This window comes from Thermodesulfovibrionia bacterium, from assembly GCA_030646035.1.
Classification (GTDB): domain Bacteria; phylum Nitrospirota; class Thermodesulfovibrionia; order UBA6902; family UBA6902; genus JACQZG01.
The window spans coordinates 199,048-219,053 of the sequence record JAUSMY010000030.1 but is presented as its reverse complement, the minus strand read 5'-3'; the positions used below and the strand labels follow the sequence as shown (position 1 = coordinate 219,053).

Genomic DNA, 20,006 nt, shown 5'->3' with positions numbered 1-20,006 from the left:
CGGATATGATAAACAGCAGATACATGAGCTCAACAAGTTCAAAAAGCATATTTCTCCCTGTGATCGCCCTTATCTTTATAGGCGTGATAATGGTTTACAGCTCGACCGCTCTGCTCTCTGTTAAAAAGTACGGCACAGGTTTTCATTATCTGTGGAGCCACCTCTTTACCGTCTTTATAGGTTTCGCAGCCATGCTGCTCGTATCAAGGCTCGATTATCAGAAGCTCAGGCCGCTCGGCACAGTTCTGCTTGCGGTCTCTTTTGTTCTGCTTCTGGTTGTCTTTCTGCCGGGCATCGGCCTAACTGCAAACGGGGCGAGGCGGTGGATAAGGTTATGGCCCACGACCTTCCAGCCTTCTGAGCTTGCCAAGATAGCCATGGTGCTCTTTCTTGCGGATTATATGGATAAGAATAAATACAGGATGAAGAAGCTGGTGCACGGGTTTATCATTCCCATTGCGATAATGCTGACATTTCAGCTTGCGATCATCTTCCAGCCTGACTTCGGAGCTGTAATGAGCCTCGGCATACTTACTATCGGACTCCTCTTTCTGGGAGGCGTCACACTTAGGCCTTTATTTGCCATTATTCTAGTGGCCCTGCCGGGAATCTTTATGCTCGTAAAATTCTTCCCCTACAGGTGGAAGAGGGTGACATGCTTTATGGACCCGTGGCAGGACTCTCTGGGGTGCGGCTTTCAGCTTGTGCAGTCATTTATAGCATTCGGCAACGGTTATATCACAGGCGTGGGCATAGGCAGCGGCAGGCAGAAGCTCGCTTTTCTGCCTGAGATACATACGGATTTTATCTTTTCACTGATCGGCGAAGAGCTTGGCTTTTTGGGTGTCCTGGCAGTCATCGGGTTATTCCTGTGGCTTTTGATAAAGGGGATAATCGTAGCCCTGGAGACGGATGACCCGTTCAGCCACTACCTCGCGCTCGGGCTGACCATGATGATAGGCAGCCAGGTAATAATAAATCTTGCTGTGACCATCGGCCTTGCGCCGACAAAGGGGCTTCCTTTGCCGCTTATAAGTTACGGCGGCTCTTCGCTGCTGATAAATATGATAGCCATAGGCATACTCCTGAACATATCAGGAAGGAACGACAGAATGAAGATGGAGAGAAGAGGCAGGCCGGATATTCAGGCAGGCCATGTTTCTCAAAGAAGAGGAAGATGAAGATTGTTATCGCGGGAGGCGGCACTGGCGGGCATCTCTTTCCCGGCCTTGCGGTTGCCAAGGCGCTGAAGAAGATCCCCGGAGCTGATGTTGTATTTGTCGGGTCGACAAAGGGCATTGAGAACAAAATAATACCCAAAGAGGGTTTTGACCTGAGGTTTATCAGGTCAGAAGGCCTGGTGGGAAAAGGCATTATTGGAACACTGAAATCAGCTATGAAGATCCCGCACTCTTTCAGGGATTCTTTTGAGATACTGAAGGAGATAAAGCCTGACCTTGCCTTTGGCGTAGGCGGTTATTCTTCAGGCCCTTTGATATTGAGCGCGGTATGGATGAAGATACCTACGATGATACATGAGCAGAACACTGTGCCGGGACTTACGAACAGGATACTCGGGAAATATGTGGATACGGTAGCTGTTACATACCATGAATCAATATCCTCTTTTCCGAGTGAAAAGACGTTCCTTACAGGCAACCCTGTAAGAGAGGAGATACTGAACGGCGACAGGGAGAGGGGGTATGAGAGGTTCTCTCTTGATAAAGACCTCTTCACAATATTTATATTCGGCGGCAGTTCAGGCGCACGGCATATCAATAAAGCTGTGACCGAGGCGCTGAGATACTTTGATGCGTATAAAGATAAGGTACAGTTTCTCCATCAGACCGGAGAGGCTGACCTTGTGCCTGTGAGAGAGGCATATCTCTCTCAGGGCTTCAAGGGGACTGTGATCTCTTTTGCACATGAGATGGCTGACGCGTATGCTGTTGCTGACCTTATAATCTCAAGGGCAGGCGCGACCACGCTTGCAGAGCTGGCGGCATGCGGAAAGGCTGCGATACTCGTTCCTTACCCGTTCGCAGCAGGCAAGCATCAGGAATCAAATGCCAGAAAGCTTCTGGATATGGGAGCGGCGCAGATGATAATTGACGAGGAGCTCAACGGCAAGACGCTTTCCGATATGATCATCCGCCTGCTGGACAGTCCGGATGCTATCGGCGAGATGGAGCGGACGATAATTTCACTTGGAGAGCCTGATGCCGTAAAGAAGATAATAGAGCATATGATGGGGCTGATAAAAAAATGAGGGCACAGATACGGAATATAAAGCATGTATAAACGTTTTGAGAGGATACATTTTGTAGGCATAGGCGGCATCGGCATGAGCGGGATAGCTGAGGTGCTTAACAACCTCGGCTATGAGGTCACAGGCTCTGACCTGAAAGGGTCTGAGACCACCAGAAGGCTTGAGAGCCTGGGGATACATATTAACGTCGGGCATAATGCCGAGAACATAAAGGACGCGCATGTTGTTGTCATCTCTTCCGCTGTCTCATCAGCAAATCCTGAGGTCATGGCTGCAAGGGAGCGGGCAATCCCTGTTATCCCGAGGGCTGAGATGCTTGCCGAGCTCGCAAGGCTCAAATACGGGGTGCTTATAGCAGGCGCTCACGGCAAGACAACGGTTACATCACTCGTAGCAAGCGTGCTTGCATCCGGCGGGCTTGACCCGACCGTTGTGATAGGCGGGAAACTTAAGGGATTGGGGAGCAACGCAAAGCTCGGGCAGGGCGATTTTCTTGTTGCAGAGGCTGACGAGAGCGACGGCTCTTTTCTGAAGCTCAGCCCGACCATAGGAGTTGTCACGAATATAGACCGGGAGCACATGGACTTTTACAAAGACATGGTGGAACTCACTACCGCGTTCCTCTCATTCATAAACAAGGTGCCTTTTTACGGGCTCAATATCCTGTGCGGAGACAATGCATATATTAATGACCTGCTGCCCAAAGTGCAGAGAAGGTTCATAACATACGGCATAAGCGATGGGCTGGACCTTGTTGCTCGCAATATCGGCACACATGGCTTCAGGACAAAGTTCGAGGCTGTGCTCAACGGAGAGTCGCTTGGCATCTTTGATGTGCCTCTTATCGGTAACCACAATGTATCAAACTGCCTGGCTGCGATAGCTGTTGCAAATGAACTTGAGATAGAGATGGATACAGTAAAAGAATCGCTCAGAGAGTTCAGCGGAGTCAAGAGAAGGTTTGAGCAGAAGGGCGAGGCCTGCGGCATAAGGGTAATAGATGATTACGGCCATCACCCTGAAGAAATTAAGGCGACATTAAAGGCGATCAAAGAAGCTATGATCCAGGCGAAGGACAAAGGAAGGCTGGTCGTGCTTTTCCAGCCGCACAGGTATTCAAGGACGCGGGATCTCTTCCAGGAGTTTACAGCCGCGTTTGCTTATGCCGACAAGGTGATGCTGATGGATATATATCCTGCGGGAGAGAAGCCTATTGAAGGCGTTAACTCAGAAGCGCTCTGCAGCCGCATAAAAGTTTCTGGAAAAGATATTGATCATATAAATAAGAAAGATGAGGCAGCAGCCCGCCTCATAGAAGAACTCAGGGCAGGTGATATTTTATTAACTCTCGGAGCGGGCGATGTATGGAAGCTGGGCGAGGAGTTCCTGAGGCTTAAGATTTGAAAGGACAGGCTGAAGATGAAGGCAGCGGCTTCAGTGACAAGCTGGAGAAGTTGTCAGCGAGGATCAGGGAGACTGTCAGTGGAGAGATAATGATGAATGAACCATTATCAAAACATACCTCTTTAAAGATAGGCGGGCCTGTTTCGATGCTCGTCTTTCCTGAAGACCCGATGTCGCTGCAGAACATACTTACAGCGGCAGCAGAAGAGGATGTCCCTGTATTTATGATAGGTGCAGGCACGAACCTGCTTGTAAAGGATGGCGGTGTTGACGGCATAGCGATATCATTGGATGCGTTTAACCAGGTCAGGATAGCGGAAGAAACTGATGATAGCGTTACACTCTTTATCGGCGCAGGCGTATCGCTTGGAAAGCTGATAAATTTTACAAAAGAAAAAGGATACTCAGGCATAGAGGCTCTTGCAGGAATACCAGGCTCATTCGGAGGGGCGGTCTATATGAATGCAGGCTCTTTCGGTGTTGAGATAAAAGATGTTATAGTCTCCATCGCGATAATGAACAGGTACGGCAAGATAGCTATACTTAAGATGGAGAACCTGAGATTTTCATACAGGAACTCCAATCTTCCGGAAGGACTTGCAATCCTGAGCGCGAATATCAAACTCAGAAAGGCAGATGCCGAAGAGGTTCAGAATAAGGTAAGCGAGTGCCTGCAGAAGAAGAGGCTGACACAGCCGCTTGGAGAGCCTTCGGCAGGATGCGTATTCAAGAACCCTGAGGCACAGAGTGCCGGAAGGCTGATAGAGCTCGCGGGCTGCAAGGGCATGAGGTCAGGCGATGCAGAGGTGAGCTGGCTGCATGCAAATTATCTGATAAACAGAGGGAACGCCAAGAGCAAAGATTTTATCAAGCTTATGGATATGGTGAGGGATAAGGTTCAGGAACACAGCGGCATCACGCTTGAACCTGAGATAAAGATAATAGGTAAGAATTAAAATTAATAATAAATGAAAGGCAGGAGCATACAATGACAAAGAAGCCGGTCACAACGAAGAAGATAGGGGTATTGATGGGAGGTTTTTCATCTGAGCGCGAGATCTCGATGCGCACCGGGCTTGCGGTGTATCAATCCCTTCAGGAGCTCGGCTATGCCTGCGTGCCTGTTGATGTGAACAGGGACATAGCTGCTGTGCTTAAAAAAGACAAGATCAAGCTCGCCTTTCTCGCGCTTCACGGCGGCATAGGAGAGAACGGGGCGATACAGGGGATGCTCGAGGTGCTGGGAATACCTTATACAGGTTCCGGCGTTCTGGCCTCGGCATTAGCCATGGATAAAGAGGCGTCAAAAAAGATATTCATGTATCACGGACTTCCTGTGGCTGAATTTATGGCAGTCGGAATTCCAAAGGGAAAGAAGGGCAAGTCAGCTGCTGAACCGCCGAAGATAGGATTTCCGCTTCCGTGGGTAGTGAAGCCTGCTTCAGAAGGCTCAAGCATAGGAGTTACGATTGTTAAAGAAGAGGCACAGCTCATGCCTGCGGTTCAGAAGGCATTTGCACTCGGCGATAGAGTTCTCATAGAGAGGTTCATAAGCGGCAAAGAGATACATATCGGGGTGCTCGGCGACAGGGCGCTTGGCGGTGTTGAGGTAAGGCCGTCGCTGGAATTTTATAATTATGAGGCAAAGTACACATCAGGACTTACAGAGTATATAATCCCGCCGCAGATAGACGATGCGATCTACAGCGACCTGAAGAATAAGGCGCTTCAGGCGCACAATGCGCTGGGCTGTTCAGGCGCCAGCAGGGTGGACTTTATCGTGGATGCTGAAGGAACGCCGCATATACTTGAGGTGAATACGCTTCCGGGCATGACCTCAACGAGCCTGCTTCCGAAGATAGCGCAGTCCGCAGGGATAAGCTTCAAGGAATTAATAGAGGAGATAATAGCGATTGCGGCAAAATAAAAACAATAAGAGGGCGGCATACCGGCGCGGAGAAAAGGCATCCATCTTTCTGAGGAAGGGCATGATCTTTTTTGCGGCAGTCATACTTATAGCAGTCATAGGATTGGGATTGAAGCTTGCGGCAAATGCCTTTACTGTAAGTAATATTATTGTCTCAGGAAACCATCATCTTGAGAATCAGGATGTGATCAAGAGTTCAGGCATAAGGCGCGGTGAGAGCCTTCTGGAACTCTCTTTTAAGGATGTTGAGAAGAGCGCTAAGAAAAATTTCTGGATAAAGGGTATCTCCATGAGAAAAGAGTTCCCTGATACGGTCTCCTTGATCATAGAGGAGTCTACACCAAAGGCGCTGCTTTCACTCCGCGGGGAGACCTCTCTTGTTGACGCAAGAGGCGAGGTGCTCGATAAGATCAGCGGCGAAGGCACCCCGTTCCTTCCTGTGATAAAGGATATTGACCCGCTGATAAATAAGGAAGCAATAATAGAGGCTCTGGACCTCGTGGATGTCCTTTCGGAAAAGAAGAGGCTTGAGGGCAAGGAGTCGATCGAGATATGGCTTGAATCATACGGCCTTGCCATGAAGATAGACGGCGATATGCTGAAGGTCGGGTATGGAAAATATACTGAGAAGTTTGATAAGTGGAAGTCGCTGGAGCCTGAGATACGAAAGATGGAGACAGCTGTCGAGTACGTTGACCTCAGGTTTGATGATGTGATAGTCCAGCCCGTAAAAAAAGAAGAGGCAGTCAAGCCCGTGAAGAAGGAAGAAACAGCCGAGACGGTAAAAAAGGATGCGGCCGTTCAGATGGTGAAGAAGGATGTGCCGGTCAAGACGGCAAAGAAGAAAGCAGCAGTCAAGACTAAGAAGAAGGTGAAAAAGAGATCATGAAAAAAGGCAGACTCATAGTAAGCCTTGATATAGGCACTGTAAAGACATCCGTGATCGTAGGCGAGATAGGAGAGGCAGGACTTCATATAATCGGCCGCGGCAGCTCCCATTCAAAAGGGCTGAGGAAGGGCGCAATAATAAATATCGAGGATGCGGTTGAATCTGTAAAAGAGGCTGTCAGAGAGGCTGAGGCTGTGACCGGCATTGAGATCAATGCGGTCTATCTGGGGATCGGCGGAGAGCATATAAGCAGCCTTTCAAGCCACGGTGTGATAGCGCTTTCGAAAGAGGAGATAGGACAGAGAGATGTTGACAGCGTCATAGACGCAGCAAGGGCTGTGGCAATTCCTTTTGACAGGGAAGTGCTGCAGGTGATACCCGTGGGCTTCAGCATCAACGGGCAGAACGGCATAACAGACCCCAGAGGGATGGGAGGGGTAAGGCTTGAGGCGGATGTAAGGATAATCACAGGTTCAGCCACATTTGTTCAGAATTTTGTTAAGACGTGCGAGAAGGCGGGGCTTGAGGTCACTGATATTGTGCTTAAGCCTTTTGCAACAGCAGAGGCTGTGATCACTGATGATGAAAGATCGCTCGGCACCGCTGTGATAGACATAGGCGGCGGCACAACCGAGATCGCGATATTCCATGAAGGGCTGCTCTGCCACACCTCTGTGGTACCTGTAGGCGGAAACAACTTTACCAATGATATAGCCATCGGGCTGAGAACTCCTGCGCCCGAGGCGGAGAAGATAAAGAAAGAGTTCGGCTGCACGATGATATCCATGGTTTCTGATGATGAGGAGATAGAGATAGCTTATTCAGGCGACAGGCAGGCGAAGAGTGTGCCGAGACACCTTCTGATAGAGATAATCCAGCCCCGCGCTGTGGAGCTTTTTAAACTTATAAAGGATGAGATAAGAGCCAGCGGCTTTGACGGCCTGCTCTCATCCGGAGCCGTGCTCACCGGAGGCTCTGCCATGATGGAAGGGATGGATGTAATGGCAGAGAATATCCTTGATATGCCGGTGAGGATAGGCACGCCTGCTGGGATAGAAGGGATAACTGATGACATCTCAAGCCCTATGTATGCTACAGGCGTGGGCCTTTTACTCTATGGCGCGCGGGAGATGAGGGCAGAGAATGAAAAACACTCAAGGTGGGGCATATCCAGGGTGATAAACTGGGCGAGAGAGACGCTTCATCTTTAAATAATGAAATCGAATTGTTTGTCATTCCCGCAGTCTTTTGAGCGGGAATCCAGAGTTTTTTAATTCCCCCTTAGAAAAGGGGGATACAGGGGGATGTTGAGATAAAACACACCCCTAACCCCTCTTATTAGAGGGGAAGATTTCTGACAAGCCAACAGTAGGCTGGCGGAGCCGCCAGAATGACAATTATTTATATTATTAACAGGCTATTTTTTCAATATTCAATCTTAATATAAATTTTAAAGGAGAGGGCGATGAAGATTTTTCAGATGGATGAGGTTCAGAACAGCAATGCCAAGATCAAGGTCATAGGTGTAGGCGGAGCCGGAGGCAATGCCGTAAACAGCATGATAGCCGCAAGCCTGGAAGGGGTGGAGTTCATAGTTGTAAACACCGATGCGCAGGTACTTGAGTCATCGCTTGCGCACAGGAAGCTGCAAATTGGCAGCTCCATGACAAAAGGGCTTGGCGCAGGCGCAAACCCTGAGGTCGGGAGGGAGGCTGCGCTCGCTGACAGAAGCACTATTGAGGAAGCGCTTACCGGCGCAGATATGGTATTCATAACCGCAGGCATGGGCGGCGGCACAGGCACGGGCGCTGCTCCTGTAATTGCCGAGCTGACAAGGGAGCTTGGGATACTGACCGTGGCGGTTGTTACAAGGCCGTTTTTGTTTGAAGGCGGCAAGAGGTCGAAGAATGCGGATAACGGGATAAAGGAGCTGAAGAAGCATGTTGATTCAATAGTGCTTATTCACAATAACAGGATAATAAGTGTCTCTGAGAAAGATACTCCATGGCATAAGGCGCTTGAACTTTCAAATGATGTTCTCAGGCAGGCGGTCAAGAGCATTACAGACCTTATATTCGTGCCGGGGCTCATCAATCAAGATTTTGCCGATATCAGGACGATCCTTCAAAACAGCGGAAGGACGGTCATGGGCATAGGCACCGGGACCGGAGAGAAGAGGGCTGAGCAGGCGGCAAGGATGGCCATCAACAGCCCCCTGCTTGAGGAGACATCAATAAACGGCGCAAAGAGCGTGCTTGTCAATATAACAGGAGGGACTTCACTTACTATCCATGAGGTAAATGAGGTTGCCAGCTTTATAAAGGATGTCGTGCATGAGGATGCTGAGATAATATTCGGTTCAGTTATTGACTCTGACCTTGAAAATGAGATAATCGCAACTGTTATCGCAACAAATTTTGAAGAGCAGAAACAGCCTACAATGAGCACTTACGATACGTGGAGGCCTGCTGCTGTCCAGGGCCAAGCCCTGAGGGGTTCCGGGAATATCCTGTCCAAGAAGATAATTCCTGCAGACGATGTGGATAATATTATATACAAGAAGGATGACCTTGATGTGCCTACATTCATGCGTAAATCAGCGGCAGATGAAGAGGGGGAGGTTTAAAGAAAGAACCTCTGTCCATTCACCTGCTCATCTCAACCCTGTTCCTGCCGTTTCTTTTGGCGAGGTATAATGCGGAGTCAGCCTTGTTGGTGAGATGTTCTTCACTGACTGTTTCTTTGGTATAGGCTGTTGCGCCGAGACTGATGGTGACATCTGTTTTTGACTCAACAGCCTTTCTTATCCTTTCGGCAGCCTCATATGCCATTTCAAGGCTGGTATCAGGGAGGATGAGGAGGAACTCCTCGCCGCCGAACCTTGCCACAAGGTCTATCTCTCTTGACTCTTTCATTATCAGGCCTGCAAGTTCTGCAAGAAGCTTATCGCCTGCCGAGTGCCCTTTTGTGTCATTGTATTCCTTGAAGCGGTCAATATCCAGCATGATGACTGAGAACGGCTTTTCTGTTCTCTTTGCCTCTGCGATGACCCTGCTGAAGACGATATGCATCAGCCGCCTGTTGGCTAACCCGGTAAGCGGGTCATGGAGCGAAGACTTTTTTGTCTCTTCATATAGTCTTGCATTGTCTATGGATACTCCTATCTGGTTTCCGATAGAATCAAGAAGGCGCAATTTGCTCTCAGGCAGATCAAAATCAGCATCCATATAGAGATACAGCACTCCGACTATTATGTCTCTTGCCTTTAAAGGGATTATTATATGCCCGTGAGCGGCTATTTCAGGGTATTGAATAGTATGCCTGCTGTCACTGTGAGAGTTTTTGGATATTATTATCTCGCCTGTCTTTGCCGCGAGGCCGCAGAGGCAGTCGCCTACTCTCATGCCTTTATGAGACTCGATGAATGAATCCGAATGCCCAACATGAGAAATGAGAGTCATCCTGTCACCGTCAACCATGAATACCCCGCCTTTTTCCTGAATATGGAACATATCAAGCCCGGCTATCGTTTGGAAGATAATATCAAATAGTTTTTTGATCTCCAGGGTCTGGCTCAGCGCGGATGAGACATTGAAGAGCACTGATAGTTCAGCCTGTTTTTCAAGGTTCGCTTTTTGAGCTTCAATAAGTTTATATTCCTGTTCTATTTCATATACCACCCTGTGTAATACATGAGGGAGTATGCCTGCAAGTTCTGATCCTTTGACTATATAGTCCTTGGCCCCGAGCTTCATCATATCTACGGCGAGGTTCTCATCACCATGTCCGGTCATAATGATGAAAGGGACTTTGATGCCATTTTTCGCGAGAGAGTCAATGACCTCTTTTCCTGTCATATCAGGAAGTACAAAGTCCAGAAGTAGTATCACGTCAGGGTCATCGCTGATCCTGCGGATGGCGTCTTCGCCGTTGAGAACGCCTTCTGTCACAAACCCCTCTCTCTTCAGCACCTTTTTTATGAGGGAGTTCAGGCCTTCTTCGTCCTCAACAATAAGGATCACAGGGTTATGCTTCTCATGCTCACGCATGTATAACAGGAACCTCCATGGCGGTTATAAGTATGCCGAGCTGTTTTATCGTCTCAATGAACTTCTCATATTCGGTCGGCTTTATCAGGTACTTTGAACAACCGAGGTCATGGCACTTTCTGACCGTGGCTGAGTCAAATGTTGTAGTAAACATTATCACAGGGATGACTCCGAGCTTTTCATCCTCTTTGAGCAGCCTTAATACTTCGATGCCGTTGACCTTGGGCATCCTTATATCAAGGATAAGGACATAAGAAGACCCCATCTGCACATGCGGGCCTTTGCCTTTGCCAAAGAAAAAATTAAGGGTCTCTTCTCCGTCATTAAAGAGGATGGTCTTGTTCCTTACACCTGCACGCCTGAAGTTCTTTGTCAGAAGGCCTGCATGCCCTTCATCATCTTCAGCTATAAGAATTATCGCGTCATTTTTCATAAGTTATCCTTTATTAAAACACACCCCTTAATCCCCTCTTTCTATAGGGGAGATAAAAAGGACATTTCAGCTTTTCCCCTCTAATAAGAGGGGTGCAGGGGTGTGTTAATTTTAATCCCTTCTCCATCTTCAATATATCACGGTTTCTGAGGCAGTGCCACATAGAACCTTGAACCCTTTCCTGCCTCAGACTCAAGCCATACCTTGCCGCCATGCCTCTCAGCCATCCTCTGCACTATCGCAAGCCCCAGTCCCTCACCGGCTTTCGCAGGGTCAAGCTGATGGAATATGTGGAATATCTGCTTCTGATGATCGACGGCGATTCCGATCCCATTGTCCTCTACGCAATAGACAGAGAGGTTATCTTTTATGCATCCGGTTACCTTTATCTTCCCTTTGCGCGCAGGCTCAAGATACTTAACAGCATTCTCAATAAGGTTTGTGAAGATCCTGATTATCTGTTCCCTGTCTCCTGTGCATTGCGGAAGGTCGGCCACTTCAAAATCCGCGCCTGCTTCTTTGAGCCTGTAATTAAGATCGCTTACTATCCCGCTTATCAGGATATTCATATCTATCGCTTCTTTCTTCAGATCAACACTGCCTGAACGCGAAAACTGCAAAAGCCCGTTAAGAAGCGCGTCCATCCGTGAAACGCTCGTGCTTATAAAACCAAACGACTCTGGGAATTCCTTTGCAAGTGATGCTATCTCTTTCCTGGCCTCGGAAGATATATCTTCCCGCTCTATCAGGCTCAGTATGTTTTCTATGGATCTCTCCACTTCACCTGTGTAGCCGTTAATATTGACAAGAGGGGTTTTGAGGTCATGCGATGCTGCATACAATATCTGTTCAAGTTCTCTGTTAAGGCGTTCGCGATCCTGCTCCGCTTTTTTCTGCTTAGTTACGTCAACAAGAGAGAAGGCGAGGAATTCAACTTCCCCGTTATTGTCTAATATCGGCACAAGTGTCCAGTTCCAGTAAGTGACTCCCCAATCAGGATGATCGGCATAGCTAAAAGGGCGGGCAAATGTCTGAAATGCTGTTTTAGTCCTGACCACATCTTCAAATATAGCCTTTGCGTCCGAAGGGAAAAACTCGAAATGGTTATGCCCGGGAAATCCGGATATTTCTCTTTGCGTTGCATCCGCATACGCCTTGTTGACGCGGATAAAATTGAAGTCTTTGTCAAAAAATGCCAACAGGGTTATTGAGGTATCAAAAAATATTTCAAACCGTTTTGTCTGCTCGTTGACGGATTTTTCCAGATGCGCCCGCTCAATGGCATATTTTATTGACCTCGAAAGCAGGTTATGGTCAACCTGTCCTTTGACAAGAAAATCCTGTGCGCCTTCTTTGATAGCCTGCATCCCTGTCGCTTCATCAGCAAGTCCGGTAAGCACGATAACCGGAGCTTCCGGCCTGATATCATTCAGTTTCGTGAGAGTGATAAGTCCCTGGCTGTCCGGCAGGCCGAGATCCAGAAGAATTACACTAAACCCGTCTAACCTGACCTCGTCAATGCCGGATGATAAAGATGTTACACACTCCAGCTTAAACTCAATGCCGGACTCCTTCAGCATCTCCTCTATGAGGCGTGCGTCACCGGGATTGTCCTCAATCAACAATATCCTGATCATTTCGTTCATTGTTTATCAGTGCCGTTCGGTAGCCTCACTATCGTCAGCCAGAAATCCTCTATCGCCTTTACGACATTCAGGAACTGATTCAGGTCCACAGGCTTGTTTATGAAACAGTTTGCGTATAAATTATAGCTCTTGAGTATATCCTCTTCATCTCTTGAGACAGTCAGCACCACGACAGGTATTCGCTTTAAATCATCGTCAGCCTTTATCTCCGCGAGAACTTCATGCCCGGTCTTCTTAGGCAGGTTCAGGTCCAGAAGGATCAGATCCGGCCTCGAAACGTTCTTGTATATACCTTCCTTGCGGAGAAATGCCATAGCCTCAACTCCGTCACAAACAACGTGCAGATCATTCTTGACCTTTGCCTCTTTTAAAACTTCCTGCGTCAATCTCACATCTCCCGGATTGTCCTCAACGAGCAGGATATCAATCGGATTTCCATTATGTTGATTATTCATTTTTCTTCTCCTCCTTTGTTGGAATTGTAAAATAAAATGTCGTCCCTTTCCCCACTTCTGATTCAAACCATATCCGTCCTCCATGCCTTTCAACAATGCGCCTGCACAGCGACAGCCCTATGCCGACCCCGGGGTATTCCCTGCCGTGCAGCCTCTGAAATATCTTAAATATCCTGTCATTGTATTCAGCGCTAATGCCGATGCCGTTGTCCCGCACCGAATAGACCCATTCACTGCCCTTCTGTTCTGCTGATACATGAATGTGCGGACTGGCTTCTCCTTTGAACTTTATGGCATTGGCGATCAAATTCTGAAAGACCTGAACAAACTGGACTGCGTCTGCTTTAATAACAGGAAGCCGGTCGGAAGTTACAAGCGCGCCGCTCTCCTCGATCAAGACCTTGAGATTTGAGACCGCCGTTCCAAGTATCTCTGAAGAGTTGACTTCCAGAAGCGGTTTGCCTCTTGTCTCCAGCCGTGAATAATGCAATAGCCCTGTGATCATCTCCTGAAGTCTGGTCGCTCCCTCAACAGCGAATGCGATAAACTCATCCGCGTCTTTATCAAGCTTTCCCTTATACCGCCTTTCTATCAACTGCATATAACTCGCTATCATTCTCAAAGGCTCCTGAAGGTCATGTGACGCGATGTAGGCAAACTGTTTGAGTTCTTCGTTGCTTCTTTTTAGTTCTTCAACATGGCGCTGCAATTCATCTTCGGCCTTTTTACGCTCGGTGATGTCGTGCACCATTCCGGCAGAGTGAATGATCTTGCCGGATGCGTCCCTGATATGCTCGCATTTTTCATAGACATAACGTATCTCTCCCGTAGTTTTCCGCACGACCCTGTGCTCGATCTCATAGGTATCTCTTCCTTCACTCAGCGAATTAGAATAAGCTTCATTCACTGCTTTGCGGTCATCAGGATGCACCGCTTCAAGAAATGCTTCATAAGTTGCGCGGAATTCCTGCGGCTGCAGTCCGAAAATACGATAGACCTCATCAGACCATGTAAGGGTATTATTGACAATATCAAGCTCCCAGCTTCCGAGATGCGCGATCTCCTGCGATCTTTCCAGACGCGCTTTGCTTTCTAAGAGTAATTGCTCCTTATGTTTGCGCTCTTCATTAAACTGCATCTCTGTATCTAACAGCCGGCGGTAATGCAGGATCCTCTGCTGACGCCATATCAGGCCGATCCCCAAACTTGAGCCGAGTATCATGAGGCTTATGAGAGTGACCACCGTCCACAGACTCTCCCTCATCGGGGCGTAAATCTCATTCTTATCCATCTTTGAAACGATAAACCACGGGGAACCTGGAATCGCCCCTATTGACGCTATGACAGGCATACCTCTGTAGTCAATGCCCTCGATAATCCCGGTTATGCCTGACACCGCCATCGCCGCAGGCAGCTCTTTTTTAGTGAGAGGGAAGCGAAGGGAGAAAGCCGTATCCCTGCGGTGCCTGAGTTCGTTAATGAACAGGACTTCATCCCCCTCGCGCCTGACAAGCAGTGTCTCTCCTGAGCTGCTCGGCGTCGGCCAGGACTGGATCAAAGGATATAAAAATTTAAATGGGTCAATGTGTAGGATGAGTACCCCGATAAGATGCCTCTCTTTATCTGCCTCTAAAAACAGAGGAACAGAAAGACCGAAGTGTATATCAGCTGCTGTTTCGCCTTTGTGAAGGTCTATGAAATCAACCTTCTCATTTCGCATCGCATCAGCGATATATGCCTTCGCATGTCCTTCCGCATCTTCAGGAATTGCCCCTGACCACAGCATCAGCCTTCCCGCCGTGTTAAATAACATCGCCCTTTCATAAGAGTAGTATTTAACCAGATCGCTCATGAGCTTCAGAGTTTCAGACCTCAATTTGAGATCCTTTTCATTCTCCATGAACCGGCTGATATTTTTAATGATAGCCTCACTGTCCGATATGATAATGACATCTCTGATCCGCTCTTCACGCCATGTCACTATCTGACTAACCTTAAGCTCTTTAATGGTGGAAAGCTCCTGATCCACCTTATCCAGATAATGCTTTTCGTGACTGCGGAAATAGAGATAACCGGCCGTGAGAATGCCGACAGCCAGAAATAGAAAGATCAGGACAAGCACATACGACGCCCGCATGCCGGAGGCATCCGGCGTCTCGCCGCCTGAAAATGTCCTCTGCCATGAGGACAGGAGAAGGCCTGTGCCGAGAGAGAAAAATGCCAGCGATGTGGGCAGAGCCGGAGGAATGAATCCGCCCCCGTAAAGAAAAGGCTCTCCGAGAAGATAGGCGAGAAGCAGGGAGCAGCTCATCAGGACTGTAAGAAATGCGAGCCCGAAAGTCATGGATGAATAATAGGGCCGGCCTGAAAACAGGAGAAACGATAAAAACGCAAGGCCGGAAAGTATAAAACAGAAGGCGGTCAGCGGAGACATATGCCCGACCGGAACTCCATTCACCATCCCCGAGATATCTATGCCGAGATGCTCTATCGTGGAATGCGTACCCATCAGAGAGATGGCAAAGAAGAAACCTCCCGCAAGCGCTCCCACAACCCCTATTAATAAAGCTATGCGGTATGCAGCCGTGAGCGGACGGCGGGCAAATAATATCACGCCTGTTCCGTATAAAAGGAATAAGAGTGCCGTGCTCGGGGCCATGGGTATCATACCGGGCCAGAAGGTGGTGAGCATAGGCAGTCCCGCAAGCCATCCGACAAGTGCGGCTATGCCCAGGCACGCAGTGATCATCCCGCATATTATTATGAGGATGGATAAAACGCTGTTGTTTTTTAATTCCTGTGTGGATTGTTTTTTAGTCATTTAGTTATACCCGGAAGCTCCACATAAAACCTGCTCCCCTTGTCTGCCTCAGACTCAAGCCATACCTTCCCGCCGTGCCTCTCCGCCATCCTCTGCACTATAGCAAGCCCCAGCCCCTCTCCTGCCTTTGAAGGGTCAAGCTGATGGAATATATGGAATATCTGTTTCTGATATGCTGCTGGGATTCCTATGCCGTTGTCCTCTACGCAATAAACAGAGAGGTTATCTTTCTTATATCCTGTGACCTTTATCTCACCTCTGCGCGCAGGGTCAAGATATTTAACCGCGTTTTCCATAAGGTTTAAAAAGATCCGGCTTATCTGCTCCCTGTCCCCATTGCATCCAGGCAGGTCAGCCACTTCAAGGCTTGCGCCTGCATCTTTCAGTCTGTAATTAAGGTTGCATGCTATCTCATTTATCAGCACATTCATGTCTATATCTACTTTCTTCAACTCGGCCCTGCCGGATCGCGAAAACGCCAAAAGCCCGTTCAAAAGAGCGTCCATCCTTACCACGCTTGTGCTGATAAAACGAAACGAATCAGGTAATTCATTAATAAGCGGCAATACCTCTTCCCCGATCCTGGACGATACCCCATCTCTCTCTATAATCCTCGTTATATCATCCAATGTACTCTTCAGTTCCCTGCTGTAACCATTAATATTGACAAGAGGGGTCTTAAGGTCATGCGATGCGGCATATATGATCTGCTCAAGTTCTTTGTTAAGGCCCTCCATCTCCTCCACCGCCTTCTTGCGCTCGGTGATGTCGCGGGCAATGCCGAGCACCCCGATGAGAGCACCCTCTGCATCGTACATCGGGGTCTTGATGGTGTCAAACAGTCCATGGTAGCCATTGTCAGCAAAAGTGAGCCATTCCTCATTGCTGCTGGACTTGCCAGCTGCCATGGCCTTGCGGTCGTGTTCGCGAAAGAAGTCTGCCAGCTCTCTGTTCACAAAATCATAGTCGGTCTTGCCGATAATGTCAGCTTCCCTTGCGCCGAAAAGATTCTCGAACATATGGTTGCAGGCTATAAAGACGCCGTCCGCATCTTTCAACCAGATCAGGTCAGGGATGGTGTTCACCAGGGTGCGGAAGCGTTCCTCGATCTTCCTGACCTCATTGAACTGTCCCTTCAGGGCAGCATCACGTTCACCAACTGCCATTGCCATTCGATTGACAGATGTGGCAAGAAGTCCCAGCTCATTATTATCTTGCGGTTCAAGCCGGACGCTGAAATCGCCGAGACTGATCTGTTCTGTCACCGAGACCACACGGGCGATCGGTACGGTGATCCTGCGGCGCAATATAGCTGCCATGATTGCCAGTGCAAGAAGCAATGTGCAAAAGCCTATAGCCAAAAAGATGCCTGCTGTTGAGAGCGCTTGTGCCGTCAGCAACTGCCGCGGATAGACGGTGACAAAATACCAGCCCGGCCCATCTATCCGTGTGATCCCCAAAATGACATCTATGTCCGGCAGTTCGAGGGTGTGGCTGTGATCGTCGCCTTTGGCCAGGACCGCATTTACCATCGCAGTCAATCGGGCGTCTCCGAGTTCATTGACCTGCAGGTTCCCGCCTGCCTTGGCTATCTGCCCGGTCAGGTTCGGGTGAGCTATAAGGTTGGCCTGCGCATCAACGATAAAGTTCCACGCGCCCTTCTCAACAGGGTCAGCAGTCGTTCGCTTGATCAAGTCATTTATCGATACATCCTGTCCTCCTGTGGCCACCCACTTCCCGTGATAGTCGCCCGGAGTCACGCAGGAGACCATCCACTCATCTGCGCCCGGATCATAGTATACCGTTGTCCAGAAGGTCAGGCGCTGAGGATTCTTTTCGATCGTCGACCGCCAGACCGTCTCATAGATGGTGATGTCCAGGTCGCGGGTTGCTGATCTTCCCCAGTCGGCTTTTGGGCAGAAGTTGATAGAAAGCTGTTCCGGCATATTCATAAAGCCGCTGAAAAAACGGTTTACCAGCATCGGCCCCCACTGGTCCATGAGCTGCCAGCCGATGTAAAAGCGCCTGCGCAGGTCCGGCGTCAAAAGGACATCATGGCGCAGATAAGCGGTGGCATGATGCCTGTGGTCATTGATCTCGGGACGCACCCGGATCAGGCCGTCAGCCTCGCGAACAAAGATCCGGTCGAACTCATCCTTTGGATCATAATCGCCCATCTCCTGCAGCCGGCGCAGGAACTCATCGCGCACCATAATGGTCTGGCGTTCAGCCAGCAGGAACTGTTCGCTCTCCGCCTTGCCGCGCATATCAGCGTAGTTCTCCAGGTTTTGCAGTATGGAGGCGCGCAGGGTGTTCTGCATGTGCCAGTAGCTCACGCCGGTGGCAATGATGATGATCACTGTGATGCGCAATGCCATCCCGGTCAGCGCCTGTCTGGCCAGAGAGTTCTTTCCAATAGAAAATTGCTTTAAATCCATAATTGTTTCCCCTCTAACGTTTCAACACACCCCTGCACCCCTCTTTTTAGAGGGGAAAAACTGTAATGCTTTTTTTATCTCCCCTCTAAAAAGAGGGGATTAAGGGGTGTGTTTATTTTTTCATACCGGCAGACTCACATAAAACCTGCTCCCCTTGCCAACTTCTGACTCCACCCATACCTTCCCGCCATGCCTCTCCACTATCCTCTTGACGATAGTGAGCCCGAGGCCTATTCCGTTTACTGTCACATCCAGCTTATGGAATATCTCAAATATATCCTTATGGTACTCAGGAGATATTCCTATGCCGTTGTCTTCCACGCAATATATGGAATGCTTGTCCTCTTTGTATCCTGAAACCCTGATTATGCCGGGATGCTCAGGCCGGAGGTATTTTAGAGCATTTCTTATGAGATGTGTGAATACCTGCATCATCATATCCCTGTCAGCGGTGCAGCAGGGCAGGGCTGATATTTCGATCCTTGCTCCGGTTCTATGAACCGTTGATCTCAGGCTGTCTGTGATGCCGGACATCAGCGCGTTCATCTCTATCTCTTCCATAATAAGTTCGGTTATTCTTAAACTCAAAAATCGTATGACGCCGTTATGCAGCGCGTCTATTTTTTGTGTGTTAGAGGTGATCAACCTCAACTCTTCGTCTATTGTTCTGTCTATGATCGAGAGGGCCTTTTCCTTTATGTCAGCAGTTATTTCTCTGCCTTGCAGTTCTGCCCTGAGTTCATGCATTGAACTTTTCAGCTCAGAGCTGTAGCCCTGTATGTTTACGATAGGCGAACGCAGGTCATGGATCGTGACAGAGAGGAGCTGCTCATAATCGCTGTTTATCCCAAGGAGTTCTTTGTTGCTTGTTTCCAGTTTATTAAAAAGCCTCTTCTGCTGCATCCACCCCATTATGAGCCCTGCTAATCCGAGGATCCATATCACTCCGTAACCTGTTGATATGGAGGTGATCTCTTTATTTGCTTTTTCCAATTGGGGCGACATGAGAACCGAAACGCTTATACCTCCCCTGACGTCTCCAACTTTATAGCCCTGCGCCACGTGGCATTTGAGGCACCGCTCTTCGGTTATCGTGGGCCGCATCATGCGCATGTAGTCTTCCCCGTTCTCTATTTTTTCAATAGAGCTTACTTCTTTTACTCCCTTCTCAAACTCTTTAAGCGCCAGTGCCTCCCACGGGTCGGGACTGTTCTCAGGCCGCAGCGGGTTGAGGCTTGTTATATGCCCGCGGCGGCTGATGCCTGCCTCTTTCATCAGCTCGTTCACCTGGCGTGTCATGTAAGCAGGGTTTATCAAAGTGAACTTCATGTCGTCTGATGTCGTGAGGTCTCTGTTTGGGACATGGCTCAGGTACGGGTTCGGCTGAGTCTTTTCTGTAACAGGGACATATACACCGCCATGGTTTGAGTTCCAGCGGCGGTACTGCAGGTCCCCGTCAAATACGGCACGCGCCATAATGAGCGCTTCATTATTCGCCGCCTGTTTTATATTGTAAATATTCCATGCCGCCAATCCGATGATTAATATGCTCCAGAAGCTTATCAATGTCAGCGTATAGCCGATAGATGCCTGATTATTTTTCATGTGATGTATCTTTGTAAATATGTTTTTCATGGTTATTAACCTTTTATTCAATTAACGCCCCCGGCTTCGC

The 20,006-nt window shown here is 48.7% G+C and carries 15 protein-coding genes; 8 read left to right on the top strand and 7 right to left on the bottom strand.

Annotated elements, in window-relative coordinates:
* Positions 1-5: 5 nt before the first annotated feature.
* The 8 genes from ftsW (at position 6) to ftsZ (ending at position 9,115) form a co-directional block, all read left to right on the top strand.
* Complete coding sequence (gene ftsW / locus Q7U10_04705) at positions 6-1,181, top strand: putative lipid II flippase FtsW (GenBank protein ID MDO8281910.1); 1,176 nt, start codon at positions 6-8, stop codon at positions 1,179-1,181.
* Positions 1,178-2,269: an undecaprenyldiphospho-muramoylpentapeptide beta-N-acetylglucosaminyltransferase gene (gene murG, locus Q7U10_04700; GenBank protein ID MDO8281909.1), complete on the top strand. Its 1,092-nt coding sequence runs from the start codon at positions 1,178-1,180 to the stop codon at positions 2,267-2,269. The genes ftsW and murG overlap by 4 nt, the downstream gene beginning before the upstream one ends.
* 24 nt (positions 2,270-2,293) lie before the next feature.
* Positions 2,294-3,673 (top strand): UDP-N-acetylmuramate--L-alanine ligase, encoded by a 1,380-nt coding sequence (gene murC / locus Q7U10_04695; GenBank protein MDO8281908.1) that lies wholly within the window; start codon positions 2,294-2,296, stop codon positions 3,671-3,673.
* Entirely contained in the window at positions 3,670-4,629 is a 960-nt protein-coding gene (gene murB / locus Q7U10_04690; protein MDO8281907.1) for a UDP-N-acetylmuramate dehydrogenase, read from the top strand. The genes murC and murB overlap by 4 nt, the downstream gene beginning before the upstream one ends.
* Before the next feature lie 32 nt (positions 4,630-4,661).
* Entirely contained in the window at positions 4,662-5,600 is a 939-nt protein-coding gene (locus Q7U10_04685; protein MDO8281906.1) for a D-alanine--D-alanine ligase, read from the top strand.
* Positions 5,587-6,489 carry an FtsQ-type POTRA domain-containing protein gene (locus Q7U10_04680; protein MDO8281905.1) on the top strand — a complete coding sequence of 301 codons (903 nt, stop codon included), beginning with the start codon at positions 5,587-5,589 and terminating at the stop codon, positions 6,487-6,489. Before Q7U10_04685 ends, Q7U10_04680 begins: the two co-directional genes overlap by 14 nt.
* Complete coding sequence (gene ftsA / locus Q7U10_04675; protein MDO8281904.1) at positions 6,486-7,700, top strand: cell division protein FtsA; 1,215 nt, start codon at positions 6,486-6,488, stop codon at positions 7,698-7,700. Before Q7U10_04680 ends, ftsA begins: the two co-directional genes overlap by 4 nt.
* Before the next feature lie 254 nt (positions 7,701-7,954).
* On the top strand, positions 7,955-9,115 hold the full coding sequence (gene ftsZ, locus Q7U10_04670; GenBank protein MDO8281903.1) for a cell division protein FtsZ: 1,161 nt from the start codon (positions 7,955-7,957) through the stop codon (positions 9,113-9,115).
* A gap of 19 nt (positions 9,116-9,134) precedes the next feature.
* Here the strand turns inward: ftsZ and Q7U10_04665 are convergent, their stop codons facing one another.
* From Q7U10_04665 to Q7U10_04635, 7 genes are all read right to left on the bottom strand, one after another.
* The gene (locus Q7U10_04665) at positions 9,135-10,538 is read right to left on the bottom strand and encodes a diguanylate cyclase (GenBank protein ID MDO8281902.1); all 1,404 of its coding nucleotides are present in this window, start codon (positions 10,536-10,538) and stop codon (positions 9,135-9,137) included.
* Positions 10,531-10,971 carry a response regulator gene (locus Q7U10_04660; GenBank protein ID MDO8281901.1) on the bottom strand — a complete coding sequence of 147 codons (441 nt, stop codon included), beginning with the start codon at positions 10,969-10,971 and terminating at the stop codon, positions 10,531-10,533. Before Q7U10_04660 ends, Q7U10_04665 begins: the two co-directional genes overlap by 8 nt.
* A 137-nt stretch (positions 10,972-11,108) precedes the next feature.
* Complete coding sequence (locus Q7U10_04655) at positions 11,109-12,617, bottom strand: ATP-binding protein (GenBank protein ID MDO8281900.1); 1,509 nt, start codon at positions 12,615-12,617, stop codon at positions 11,109-11,111.
* Complete coding sequence (locus tag Q7U10_04650) at positions 12,614-13,072, bottom strand: response regulator (protein ID MDO8281899.1); 459 nt, start codon at positions 13,070-13,072, stop codon at positions 12,614-12,616. Before Q7U10_04650 ends, Q7U10_04655 begins: the two co-directional genes overlap by 4 nt.
* The gene (locus Q7U10_04645) at positions 13,065-15,893 is read right to left on the bottom strand and encodes an ATP-binding protein (protein ID MDO8281898.1); all 2,829 of its coding nucleotides are present in this window, start codon (positions 15,891-15,893) and stop codon (positions 13,065-13,067) included. The genes Q7U10_04650 and Q7U10_04645 overlap by 8 nt, the downstream gene beginning before the upstream one ends.
* On the bottom strand, positions 15,890-18,331 hold the full coding sequence (locus Q7U10_04640; GenBank protein MDO8281897.1) for an ATP-binding protein: 2,442 nt from the start codon (positions 18,329-18,331) through the stop codon (positions 15,890-15,892). The genes Q7U10_04645 and Q7U10_04640 overlap by 4 nt, the downstream gene beginning before the upstream one ends.
* Positions 18,332-18,451: 120 nt before the next feature.
* On the bottom strand, positions 18,452-19,966 hold the full coding sequence (locus Q7U10_04635; protein MDO8281896.1) for a DUF3365 domain-containing protein: 1,515 nt from the start codon (positions 19,964-19,966) through the stop codon (positions 18,452-18,454).
* Positions 19,967-20,006: the final 40 nt, after the last annotated feature.